We start from the raw sequence: 12,017 nt of genomic DNA on the forward strand, positions 1-12,017 counted from the left end.
GTGTTAATGATAATTTATAGTTAATTTTAAGCTGAGGGAGTGCTCAATCCGCTGTCGCCTTCATAGGTAAGGTTGGTTTCCCAGCTGTCGCTACTAACGGCAATCGCCGCATGAATGCCCGCGCTATCGCCTGCTTTGAAAGCTTTATAAATCGCTTTGTGATCTTTTAAAGCGGTTTCAGGTAGCGACCGCATTGAGGTTTCCAGCGCGGCTTCTATCAGTTGCAGTAAGGTCTCCCCGACGCGGATGGTCATGGGGTTATGGGTGCTGTGCAGAATGGCGCGATGGAAGGCGATATCGTGCTGAGACGTTTGTGCCCCTACCCGGATCGCTTCTTCCATGGCGTCGATACTCTGCTGAATGCGCTGATGATCCTGTGCCGTTGCTTCGCCCATTGCTTGAAGGGTATACGCAGGTTCAAACATGTTACGAAATTCCAGCACGTCCCTCGTCATACCGCGCGCTAAAATCATCCCAAAGGCCATAGGATCCACCAGCGGCTTGCCTGGCTCGCGGCGAATCATAGTGCCCTGACCACGTTTGACTTCCACAATGCCGATGGCTTGCAGCATTTTTATGGCTTCGCGCACGCTTGATTTGCCAATGCCCAGGCTGTGGGTCAATTCAGTTTCTGAAGGTAAATAGTCACCCGGCTTTAGGTCGCCGCGTATCAAGGCACTTTTGATGCGCTCGAGTAGTTGCAGCGCGACTGAGCTGCGCTCCATCGAATCTCCAAAAGAAGTCGTGTTCGTGGGGGTAGTCTCGGGCTGGCGTTTAAAACTCATGTGGGCCTCACGTGGCTCATCGGTATTTATTACATGCTAATAAAGCGTAAGCCTAGCGGCTTAATACGCTTGATTGCATATATTTAAAAGAAATATGCATATTTTTTATTGTTTTATGTACGCTGCTTGCATAAAGCTCGTTAGTAGGTCTAGCATGATATCAGACATCTGATGTCTGGTGTCCGAATCGATTAGACATTAAATGCGAGAACCTGCATGACCAAAAAACACATCGTGGTGTTGACGACGGGCGGCACCATAGCCAGTAAGCCTGGCGAATCAGGGCGTAGCCAGTCAGGCGCATTAAACGGTGAGCAATTGCTGGATCGGGTAGTGCTACCGCAGGGGGTCGAAGCCACGGTAGAAGTTATTTCGATCCTGCAAAAACCCAGTAACGCCATCACCCTCGCTGATCTCGCTGAGTTGTATCTTCAAGGGCGAAAAGCGCTGGCACGCCCGGATGTGGACGGGCTGGTGATCACTCATGGTACCGATACCTTAGAAGAAACCGCTTACTTTCTGTCACTCACGCTGCCGGCTGATAAACCTTGTGTCATTACTGGTTCGCAGCGAGCACCTCACCAGCTAGGCACCGACGCGTTTAAAAATATCTGCGATGCCATTGTGGCGGCGACAAGCCCACAGCTGCGTCAGCATGGCTGTGTGGTGGTTTTTAACGAGTCGTTATTCACTGCACGCTATGCCCGAAAAATGAGCAGCTTCCAACTGCACGGTTTTAATGCGCCCGGCGCCGGGCCGTTGGGATATATCGATGGGCAGCGCGTAAAGCTTTATCACGCAGCAGCGGCGGTGGCGAACCCGATCGAAGGATGGGACTTTCCGCTACCAAGAGTTGATCTACTGCCAGCCTATTTGGATGCCTCACCAGACGTATTGAAAGTCTGTGTCGAGAGTGGAGCAAAGGCGATAGTAATTGATGGTTTAGGGCGTGGCCATGTGCCGCCTAGCTGGATGAACGCAATAAGGGAACTGGTTAGCGCGGGTGTGCCCGTAGCGGTTGTGAGCAGTTGTGCTCAAGGGCCGGTGAACACCAGCTATGAATTTAGCGGTAGCCTCGACGACTTATTGTCGGCCGGAGTGATAGCGCTCAACGATATCAGTGCACGTAAGGCAAGACTCGCGCTTGCCTTACTGCTGAGTAGTACCCCGCGCGCAGCGTTGGGTAATGCGATGGAACGCATGATGGCATGAGTGGACTCTTAATCTTGCTCAAATGCAGTAACAAAACACTAAAAAAATAACCCACCATAATTAAATAAGGTGCTGGACATGAAACTAATACTAAAGAAAGTCACCCTATCCGCTGCTATCGCAATTGCCTCTTTTAGTGCAGCTCAACTTCAGGCGGCCGATTACACCTTTAGTTTTGCTCATGTATTAATTGAAGGGACACCTAACGGCCAAGCGGCACTGCAATTTAAAGAAGAGGTGGAGGAAAAATCTGACGGGCGTATTCAAATCAACGTATTACCTGCCGCTCAAGTGGGCGGCGATGTGGAAATTATCGAGCAGATTCAAATGGGGCTCGTGGATATTGGTATTCCACCAACGGCTACGCTAGGCAACTTTGAACCGCGCATGCAAATTTTGGATTTACCGTTCTTAATTGCAGATTACGACACCATGGTTACAACTCTTGATGGTGAGGTAGGCCGAGCAATTCTCGATACTTTGAGTGGCCATAATATGATTGGCATCAACTTCTGGGGAGCAGGTTTTCGTCATATTACTAACAATGATCGCCCTATTGAAGCGCCCGAAGATATGGCAAATATTCGCATGCGCACCATGCAAGCGCCCATCATCATCTCCACGTATCAAAACCTGGGTGCGAATGCGACCGCAATGGCTTTTACCGAGGTTTATAACGGCTTACAGCAAGGGGTAGTGTCGGGCCAGGAAAACCCACTGGCTAATATCTACACCATGCGATTCCACGAAGTTCAGGATTACCTTTCGCTGACCAGTCATGCTTATCACGCCTATGCTGCGGTGATGAACCAGGATTCCTGGGACTCACTGCCGGAAGACCTGCAGGCGGTCATGCTGGAAGCCTTTGATAATGGCCGAGATACGTCCCGTGAGCTAACGCTGCGGGATGAAGAAACCATTATGGAAGAAATCAAAGACGAAATCGCGATTAATGCACTCACCCCAGAACAGCGCGAAGCTTTTATTAAAGCCAGTATGCCGGTGCACGCAGAATATGAAGACATCGTCACCACTGAGTTGCTGCACAAAGTATATGACGCTGTTGGTATCGAGTACTGATCCTAGGATCTCCTAAAACCTAGCTCCTTTCCTTTTACCCAATTAAGGGTGCGGATGTCTCATGTTCGAAGCGCTCAATAAATGTCTTGATCGCTTGGAAAGTGTGGCGATGGTCGTTTTCATGTCGATTGCGACCATCCTCACTACCATCCAAGTCGTCTATCGCTACGGCTTTAGCGGTTCGCTGTTTTGGGCTGAAGAAGTCGTTATTTACTCCATTATCTGTATGAGTTTCGTAGGAGCCAGTATGGGCGTGCGTCATGGCACGCATATTTCGGTGGATGTGATTAATGCAATTGCTTCGCCCGCCGTTAATAGATGGCTGCATATGATCGCGGCGATCATTGGCATCATATTCGCAGGCTTTATGACCTATTACGGCTTCGTTCTCTATTTCAGTACGCTAGACCGTGGACAGCTAACAGCGGCACTTCGCCTGCCGATGGCATGGTTTTATCTGCCTATTGGCGTATCCGGTGTTTTGCTGACTCTTCGCTATCTATGGGTCATTAATGAAGTTTGGAAAAAGCCTCCGGTAGGTCTCTCCGAAGAGCTTGTGGCCGGCTCGGATAAGCTCATTTAATCCCAGGAGAGCGACTATGATTACTGCATTATTACCCATCTTTTTTGCCGTGCTACTGCTTGGGTTACCTATCTTTGCTTCTTTAGCATTAGCGGTGTTTTTAGCGATCGAGTTTTTTGGCACCACCAACCCGGTCATTGTGCCGATGCGCATGTTTACCGGTATGAATAACTTCTCGCTCATGGCGATTCCGTTTTTTATTCTGGCGGCAGAGCTAATGCGCATTGGTGGACTTTCAGATCGGTTAATCAATTTAGCCAAAGCGTTAGTCGGATGGGTGCCCGGCGGTTTAGCAGCGGCTACCGTGCTTTCATGCTTATTCTTCGGTGCCATTTCCGGCTCAAGCCCCGCCACGGTGGTGGCGATTGGCTCGATTATGTTTCCGGCGCTGGTAGCGGCTGGCTACGATAAACGCTTCGCGATTGGTTTGATTGCCACCGCCGGTACGTTAGGGCCGATTGTGCCGCCGAGTATTGCGCTGATTATCTATGGCTCTGTGACCGGAACTTCGGTTGGGCGTCTGTTCGCGGCAGGTTTACTACCGGCCATTGTCATTGCCTCTATCCTGATTGCCTACTGCATTGTGTTTAGCAGCATCAAAGGCTATGAGCGCTCCTCATTTCCGACACTGCGTCAAATTTTGGCGGCTTTTAAAGACGCCGCTTGGGGACTGGGCCTGCCGGTGATCTTGCTGGGTGGTATCTACAGCGGAGTTTTTACCCCTACGGAGTCGGCAGCCGTTGCCTGCATATATGGGCTGTTTGTTGGCATGGTGGTGTATCGCACGATCAATGTAATGGAACTGATGGGTACGCTGAGAAGTTCAGGGCTGATTTCCGCCACGCTGCTGCTGATTACTGCGGGTGCCTCCGCTTTTTCTTGGCTGCTTGCCATTACCGGCACACCGAGCCAACTGGCGGGGCAAGTGTTGTCTTGGACAGATGATCCGTTTCAGGTCATGGCGCTCTTTAACATCGTGATGATTATTGCTGGTTTTTTCCTCGATAGCGCTTCAGCGATCATCGTGCTCTCACCGCTACTGCAGCCTATCGCCGCGCAAGTAGGCGTCGATCCGGTTCATTTCGGCATTATCACGTTAATCAATTTCTCGGTGGGTATGATTACACCACCGGTAGGGCTGAACCTGTTTGTCGCTATGGCAATCTCCAAAATGTCACTTCAGGAAGTATTTAAGGCCTGCTTGCCGCTCATTGGTTTGATGCTAATTGCGCTGATCATTATCACTTATATACCCTGGTTAAGTACCTGGCTGCCATCGCTAATTTATTAATTAATAGCGTGAATACGTTAATCAATAAGGACAACGAACAATGAGTAAAACAATTGAACAAGCGGTGGCGGAGCAGGGCCTTACGCTTCCCGTGATTCCAAAACCGCGTGGCATGTTTTTGCCTTGGTCTCAGTTGGGCAGCCAGCTGTTTTTAGCCGGGCAAATTTGTGAGCGTGGGGGTGATGTTCTCTATTCGGGAAAGGTGGGCGCTGAGTTTGACCTTGAAACCGGTAAGCTAGCAGCCCAAACATGTGCTTTAAATCTGTTGGCATCACTTAGCGATGCACTTGAGGGTGACTTCTCTAGAGTGGTGCGCTGCGTACGCATGAATGGCTTCGTCAATGTGGCGCCGGGCTTTCACGATGTACCTCTGGTTATCAACGGTGCCTCGGAGCTATTTGTCGCGCTGTTTGGCGAGGCTGGGCGACACGCCAGAACCGCCATTGGGGTAGCTACTCTACCTGGTAATGCTGCAGTGGAAGTCGAAGCGATTTTTGAAGTACGTTAGACACCGGATGGAGGTACGTGACGTATGCAGGATTCACCGATATTTCTATCTTTGCGTGAGCAGCATGCTCGCTTGCGAGCGGGTACGTTAACCGCCACTACACTTGCCGAGGCATCGATAGCTGCTTATCAACAGCGCGGCAAACATGATCATGCTTACCTCACCTGGAATGGTGAACAAGCGCTAGCGATGGCCAAAGCCTCTGATACTGTACTCGCCCAAGGTGGTGATGTCGGTGCGCTGATGGGGATAGCGGTCTCGATCAAGGATATTTACGCAGTGCCTGGATTGCCCACTTATGCGGGTTCTTCTCAGCGACTGCCGAAACGGTGGGAGTCTGCTGGGCCTGTAGTGAGTGCTTTACTGAAACAGTTACCTTCCGTGATGGGTAAAACCCACTCCGTTGAGTTTGCTTTTGGTGGGCTGGGCACTAATGCTCACTGGGGAACGCCGCGTAATCCTTGGGATATTGGTCAGCATCGAGTGCCTGGCGGTTCGAGCTCCGGAGCGGGTGTTTCGCTGGTGAGTGGCACTGCTAGCCTGGCGCTGGGCACCGACACCGCAGGGTCAGTGCGTATTCCCGCGTCGATGACCGGCGTCGCAGGGTTGAAAACCACTGCCGGGCGCTGGTCGACCCAACAAATTGTGCCACTCTCGACCACGCTGGATACCCCTGGCCTGCTGGCGCGGCGGGTGGATGACCTGGCCTTTGCGTTTGATGCACTGGATGGTCAGTTGGGTGATGGCGCGCGAGGCGGCAACGATAGTCGAATACCGGCGACCCCGGTGCTTGCGGACCTCACCTTTGGCGTGCCGGAAACATTTTTCTGGGATGACTGTAGTCCAGGCATTGCAGAAACCGTTCGCGCGGCTATAAAACAGCTGGAAGGCGCCGGAGCAAGGATAGTGACGTTGGAATTGCCGGGCATCGAAGAAGCATATTCACTCTTCAAACTGGGCGGTGTAGCAGCCGCTGAGTTGGCAGCATTTCTAAAAACCGAACTACCCGAGATGATTGCTTCTCTTGACCCTAATGTGGCTGCCCGTATCGCAGCGGCTGATGATATGCCTGCCTGGGAGTACGTGCGTCGTCGTACGGTGCTGGATTCGCTCTATCAATCCGCCGCCGCTCGCATGGCGGATGTGGATGCCGTGCTTACCCCGACAGTGGCCATTACCCCGCCCACTATTCAGAGCCTGCAGCCGGAAGGCGCTTATTCTAAAGCCAATATGCATGCCCTTCGCAATACAGTGATCGCTAACTTTCTGGGTCTATGTGCGCTAACGCTGCCGGTGGGAAAAGATGCTGCAAGCATGCCCGTTGGCCTGCAAGTGCTAGGCGGCCCATGGCAAGATGCCAAGCTGCTGGCGATTGGCCAGGCAATTGAAAATGAGCTGGGCACGGGGTTGGATATTCTTGGTCATCCTCCAATGCTGTAACTGAGGGCAATGCTAAGTACTGCCACCCGCCTGGAGGGTAAAACCAACGTCATGCTGGCGGTGCTCGACGGCTTTGCCGCTGAGCCGCTGTATTAAGGTGCTGGCGGCTAGGCGGCCTATCTCTTCTCTGGGTGAGAGAATAGTGGTGAGCTGTGGCGTTACGTGTCGGCCAAGAGGCAAACCATTGAATCCGGCAATGGCGATATCTTCTGGGATCTTCAGGCCTTGGCGCTGGGCGGCCAGCAGAGCACCTGCGGCCAAATCGTCGTTAGCAAAGTGAATGGCCTGTGTATGAGGGTATTGGGCTAGTACCTGGGCTAGGCCTTCCGCGCCAGCCTGCAGGCTGCCAAGCGTGTTGAGTTCTACCAGCGGTACTGCCAGCCCTTTAGCTTGCAACACTGATTTATGCCCTTCAAAGCGCATGCCTGCGCGATAATCCTGAGACAGACGAGCACCGACATAAACAATATGGCGATAGCCTTTTTCAATAAGGTGATGAGCCATGCAGCGGCCTGCGGCCACATGGTCGAGCCCAACGTTAAGATCCATCGCTTTACCCAGTTCCATCACCTCCATAATGGGATGGTCCCAGTTGGCGAGCAGCGTATGACATGCCTGGTTATGGCGCAGGCCTGCGGTCACCAGTGCCGAGCACGACCAGCCCAAAAAAGTGCGCACCAGCTGATATTCGCGATCCAAGTCATAATCGGTATTGCCGAGCAGGATTTGGTAGCCCTGCGCTTCTAGCGTTTCTTGAAGCCCCTGAATAACCTCAACAAACACAGTGTTAACCAGCGAAGGCACAATGACCGCAACCAGCCGTGAGCGGGAGGAGGCTAAGCTGCCTGCAATGAGATTAGGGACATAGCCTAAACGCTCCACCGCGGCATGAACGCTGTGCCGAGCCCGCTCACTCACTTTATCGGGATGATTCAGCGCTCGTGAGGCGGTAATCGGTGATACGCCTGCCGCCTCTGCCACTTGGCTAAGTGTGACCTGATCAGAGCGGCGGCGCTGTTTAGTGCCGCTGGTCGGCTCTTTAGACATTGGTCGCGCATCCCTTATGTTCAGCTTGTCGATACGCAAAGAATAATCTAGAAAGAATGGTAGCGCTATCATTCGCAGCACTGCTATAGCCAGTACAGCGACAGTCAATACAACCGCAGCGAGGTATCGCCAGGTGAGTGAACGTAGCCAACAAGCCCTCCGCGTTGGAGTAATAGGCCTAGGCGTTATGGGGATGGGCACCGCTACTGCCTTGCTTCAGCGCGGCCTTAATGTGACAGGCTGTGATATTTCGGCAGCAGCTCGCGAAGCCTTCACGGCAGCAGGGGGCAGTAGCGTTGCAACGCCTGCAGACCTTGCTGACTGCCATATTGTGCTGGTAGTTGTTGTCAACGGAGAACAGGTTGAGCAAGTATTGTTCGGTGAGCAGGGCGTCGTCGGTCATTTGGCACCGGATAGCCTCGTTATGCAGTGCGCAACGGTGGCGCCAAGCCAAGCAAAGCAGCTTGGCGAGCGCTTAGCGGCAGAAGGCTTAATGATGCTCGATGCACCCATTAGCGGCGGGGCGGCTAAAGCGAAAAGCGGTGACTTATCAGTGATGGCGTCCGGTTCGCCCGAGGCGTTCACCGTCGCTCAGCCTGTGCTTGATGCCATGGCCGCCAAAGTCTATCGCCTTGATGATGCGCCGGGCGTTGGTTCTAGTATGAAGCTTGTGAATCAACTGCTGGCCGGGGTGCATATTGCCACCGCTGCTGAGGCGATGGCACTCGGTATTCGTATGGGACTCGATCCAGAAGTGATTTTTGACGTCATTAGCCATTCGGCAGGCAACTCTTGGATGTTTGAAAATCGTGTGCCGCATATTCTGAGTGGCGACTATACGCCGCTGTCAGCGGTGGATATTTTCGTTAAAGATCTCAATATTGTGCATCAAACTGGGCGCGAACTGTCGCTAACAACGCCGATCGCGGCTAGCGCGCTGCAGCTGTTTACCGCTGCCAGCGGCGCGGGTTTTGGACGTGAAGACGATTCGGCGGTGATAAAAGTTTATCAGCGTTTATCGGGCATCACGTTACCTGAAGCGGCTAACGATGCATGCGGAGGCTGAGAACAATGCAGCCCATCAAAAGAGCACCGCTATTAAAAAGAGTACTGCGATGATTCGACTAGCCGCCAACCTCAGCATGCTGTTTAACGAACACGCCTTTATAGATCGCTTTTCGGCCGCCGCAGAGGCCGGTTTTAAGGGCGTGGAGTACCTGTTTCCGTATGCGTTTGCTGCCGAAGAATTGCGCCATGCATTGGCAGAAACGCAGTTGGAGCAGGTGCTGTTCAACCTGCCGCCAGGTGATTGGGACGCGGGTGAAAGAGGCTTGGCGAGCCTGCCGGGGCGTGAAGGTGAATTTCGTGACTCAGTGATGGAGGCGCTACGCTACGCCGAAGTGCTCAACTGCCCGCGGGTACATGCCATGGCAGGGCTGCTACCGCAGGGCGCCGATGCGGATACCGTCGCTGAGCATCATGCGATCTATATCAGCAATTTGCGCTATGCGGCGCGCGAGGCGGCGAAAGTCGGCCGAGACATCTTGATCGAGCCCATTAATACGCGCGATATGCCCGGCTTTTTTCTGTCTCGCCAAGCCCAGGCCATGGCGGTCATCGAAGAAGTTGGGGCACAGAATGTGAAGCTCCAGTTTGACCTCTATCACTGCCAGATTATGGACGGTGATTTGCTACGCCATCTTGAGCGTCAGTTTAGTGCCATCGGCCATATTCAGATTGCGGGCGTGCCAACGCGCCACGAGCCTGATGTAGGGGAAGTGCACTATCCCGCTCTTTTTGAGCGCATGGGCGCCTTGGGCTATAGCGGCTGGGTTGGCTGCGAGTACCGCCCGCAGGCTGAAACCCGCGCAGGCTTAGGCTGGGGCAAGCCGTGGGGTTTAACGGATCGTTGAGCTATCTTCGGCTGAAGACACAATAACAATGGCTACATAGGATCGACACAATGCATATCGCTATTACTGGTGCCGCTGGCTTTCTCGGCCAGCGTTTAGTCCAGCAGCTACTGGCGCGAGGCGAGCTTCGTCAGCAGCCTATCACCCGGCTAACGCTGATTGACCAAGTTGAGGCGCCGCAGCCATCGCAAAGCAATGTCTCGGTGACATCGCTGGCAGTCGATATTACTAAGCCCGGTGCGCTGGATAGCGTGCTGGATCAACGCCCTGATGTTATTTATCACTTGGCCGCGGTGGTGAGTTCCGCCGCAGAGGCAGATTTTGACCTGGGGATGCTGGTCAATTTTGATGCCACGCGAGCGCTACTGGAAGGTTGCCGTGCTCGTGATCTGAGTAACACCCGCTTTATCATGGCAAGCTCCGTGGCTGCTTATGGCGGTGATTTGCCCGACGTACTTGATGATATGACCGCGTTGCAGCCGCAAACGTCTTACGGTACGCAAAAGGCGATGTGTGAGCTGTTAATTAACGACTACAGCCGTCGTGGGCTTATCGACGGCCTTGTGCTGCGCCTGCCAACGATCGTGATTCGCCCTGGGCGGCCTAATGCGGCGGCCTCAAGCTTTGCCTCAAGTATTCTGCGTGAGCCTTTGAACGGTGAGAAGGCCATTTGCCCGGTCTCGCTAAACCAGCCGCTGTTCGTGATGTCACCAGACAAGGTAATTGATGCGCTGGTACACGGGGCCGATATCCCTCAAGAAGCGCTCGGTAAATTCCGCGCTTTCATCCTGCCCGGCATTACCACCCATGTCGTTGAGATGTTGGATGCTTTGCAAGAGATCGCTGGGCCAGAGGCGGTAGCGCTTGTGCACCATGAGCCGGACCCACGCATCGAGCCCTTAGTGGCGAGCTGGCCTGCCCGCTTTGAAACGGCTAAGGCTACTCAGCTTGGATTTGTCGGAGATCGTGACTTTCGGCAGATTGTTGATGCCTATGTGGCCGAGTATCACTGAAGTCGCTATGCCTAGCTGTAATAACGCCTAGTTGATGGGCGAGCAAGAAGGGGAGCCAAGGCTCCCGTCATCCTTACTAATAAATACAACGAAGGAGCATCACCATGACCACTCATTTCACTCAACGCACGCTCGTAACGGCCATTGGTACCGCTATCGCCCTGACGGGGCTTGCGTTTCAAGCCCAGGCCGCCACGGAAGTCAGTGTGGGCTACGCCATCTCCAGCAACTCCCATTACGGTGAGGGATCGCGGGCCTTTAAAGAAACCTTAGAACGCCTCTCTGATGGCGAATTTACCGTGTCCGATCATCCTAGCGGCTCACTCGGCGGAGAGCGCGCCATGATCGAGGGGCTGCAGATTGGTACCGTCGATGTCGTGATCACCTCCACCGGGCCGCTGGGTAACTTTGTTCCGGAGACCTATGTGCTTGATCTGCCGTTCTTGTTCACCAGCTACGAGCAGGCGCGCTGTGTGCTCGATGGCGAGATCGGCCAGGAGCTGCTGGATAAAATGGGCGAGCACGATTTGGTCGGCCTGTCCTGGTCGGAAAACGGTTTCCGTCATATCACCAATAGCCAGCGTGCCATCGCCGCGCCTGAGGACGTTAGCGGCCTGAAGATTCGTACCATGGAGAACCGTATTCACCAGCAGGCGTTTGAAGGGTTAGGCGCAAGCCCTACGCCGATGGCCATGCCTGAGCTGTTCACCGCGCTGCAACAGGGTACGGTCGATGGTCAAGAAAACCCAATTGCGGTCATTGTGGCCTCGAACCTTTACGAAGTGCAGGACCAGCTGTCTTTGACGGGGCATGTTTACTCGCCCGCTATTCTGTTGGGCTCTCCCGTGCTGCTCGATGGGCTGAGTGATGAAGAGCGAGAGTGGTTCGATGAGGCCGCCCAAGCAGCCACCGTCGCTACTCGCGCAGAGGTGTCACGATTAGAACAAGAGGGCGTTGCGTTTCTACAAGAACGCGGCATGACCGTAACGGACAATATCGACCCAGCGCCTTTCCAAGAGGCCGTGGAGGATGTCTACGCCCGCTTTGTTGAACAGTACGGTGATGAAATGTTAGAGCGCATTCGTAACAGCAGCTGCTGAGCCTATCTCGTGGCGCCCGCTGGGCGCCACCTTCCCACAACCTGA

At 53.6% G+C, this 12,017-nt stretch carries 12 protein-coding genes; 10 read left to right on the plus strand and 2 right to left on the minus strand.

The window, feature by feature from the left end; all coding sequences use genetic code 11:
• Positions 1-26: 26 nt before the first annotated feature.
• The gene (locus ACT3RP_RS11270; protein WP_441686687.1) at positions 27-785 is read right to left on the minus strand and encodes a FadR/GntR family transcriptional regulator; all 759 of its coding nucleotides are present in this window, start codon (positions 783-785) and stop codon (positions 27-29) included.
• 216 nt (positions 786-1,001) lie between these two features.
• Here ACT3RP_RS11270 and ACT3RP_RS11275 point away from each other — a divergent pair, with 216 nt between their 5' ends.
• The 6 genes from ACT3RP_RS11275 (at position 1,002) to ACT3RP_RS11300 (ending at position 6,899) form a co-directional block, all read left to right on the plus strand.
• Complete coding sequence (locus tag ACT3RP_RS11275; protein ID WP_441686688.1) at positions 1,002-1,997, plus strand: asparaginase; 996 nt, start codon at positions 1,002-1,004, stop codon at positions 1,995-1,997.
• Positions 1,998-2,075: 78 nt separating this feature from the next.
• On the plus strand, positions 2,076-3,077 hold the full coding sequence (locus ACT3RP_RS11280) for a DctP family TRAP transporter solute-binding subunit (RefSeq protein ID WP_441686689.1): 1,002 nt from the start codon (positions 2,076-2,078) through the stop codon (positions 3,075-3,077).
• A 61-nt stretch (positions 3,078-3,138) separates the two neighbouring features.
• Positions 3,139-3,660, plus strand: coding sequence for a TRAP transporter small permease (locus ACT3RP_RS11285; protein WP_096277530.1), 522 nt, complete (start codon positions 3,139-3,141; stop codon positions 3,658-3,660).
• A gap of 16 nt (positions 3,661-3,676) precedes the next feature.
• Positions 3,677-4,951: a TRAP transporter large permease gene (locus tag ACT3RP_RS11290; protein ID WP_441686690.1), complete on the plus strand. Its 1,275-nt coding sequence runs from the start codon at positions 3,677-3,679 to the stop codon at positions 4,949-4,951.
• 40 nt (positions 4,952-4,991) lie between these two features.
• Positions 4,992-5,459, plus strand: coding sequence for a RidA family protein (locus ACT3RP_RS11295; protein WP_441686691.1), 468 nt, complete (start codon positions 4,992-4,994; stop codon positions 5,457-5,459).
• A gap of 24 nt (positions 5,460-5,483) precedes the next feature.
• Complete coding sequence (locus tag ACT3RP_RS11300; protein WP_441686692.1) at positions 5,484-6,899, plus strand: amidase; 1,416 nt, start codon at positions 5,484-5,486, stop codon at positions 6,897-6,899.
• Positions 6,900-6,911: 12 nt separating this feature from the next.
• On the opposite strand, the gene ACT3RP_RS11305 is transcribed toward ACT3RP_RS11300, so the two are convergent.
• Entirely contained in the window at positions 6,912-7,946 is a 1,035-nt protein-coding gene (locus ACT3RP_RS11305) for a LacI family DNA-binding transcriptional regulator (protein ID WP_483393801.1), read from the minus strand.
• 133 nt (positions 7,947-8,079) lie between these two features.
• On the opposite strand from ACT3RP_RS11305, the gene ltnD reads away from it, so the two are divergent.
• The 4 genes from ltnD (at position 8,080) to ACT3RP_RS11325 (ending at position 11,972) form a co-directional block, all read left to right on the plus strand.
• The gene (gene ltnD, locus ACT3RP_RS11310) at positions 8,080-9,012 is read left to right on the plus strand and encodes an L-threonate dehydrogenase (RefSeq protein WP_483393802.1); all 933 of its coding nucleotides are present in this window, start codon (positions 8,080-8,082) and stop codon (positions 9,010-9,012) included.
• Between the two features lie 49 nt (positions 9,013-9,061).
• Complete coding sequence (otnI, locus tag ACT3RP_RS11315; RefSeq protein WP_483393803.1) at positions 9,062-9,859, plus strand: 2-oxo-tetronate isomerase; 798 nt, start codon at positions 9,062-9,064, stop codon at positions 9,857-9,859.
• A gap of 50 nt (positions 9,860-9,909) precedes the next feature.
• On the plus strand, positions 9,910-10,872 hold the full coding sequence (gene denD / locus ACT3RP_RS11320) for a D-erythronate dehydrogenase (RefSeq protein WP_483393804.1): 963 nt from the start codon (positions 9,910-9,912) through the stop codon (positions 10,870-10,872).
• Between the two features lie 104 nt (positions 10,873-10,976).
• Positions 10,977-11,972 (plus strand): TRAP transporter substrate-binding protein, encoded by a 996-nt coding sequence (locus ACT3RP_RS11325; RefSeq protein WP_483393805.1) that lies wholly within the window; start codon positions 10,977-10,979, stop codon positions 11,970-11,972.
• The last annotated feature ends 45 nt before the right edge of the window (positions 11,973-12,017 follow it).

The organism is Halomonas sp. AOP5-B2-8, from assembly GCF_052376475.1.
GTDB lineage: Bacteria > Pseudomonadota > Gammaproteobacteria > Pseudomonadales > Halomonadaceae > Vreelandella > Vreelandella casei.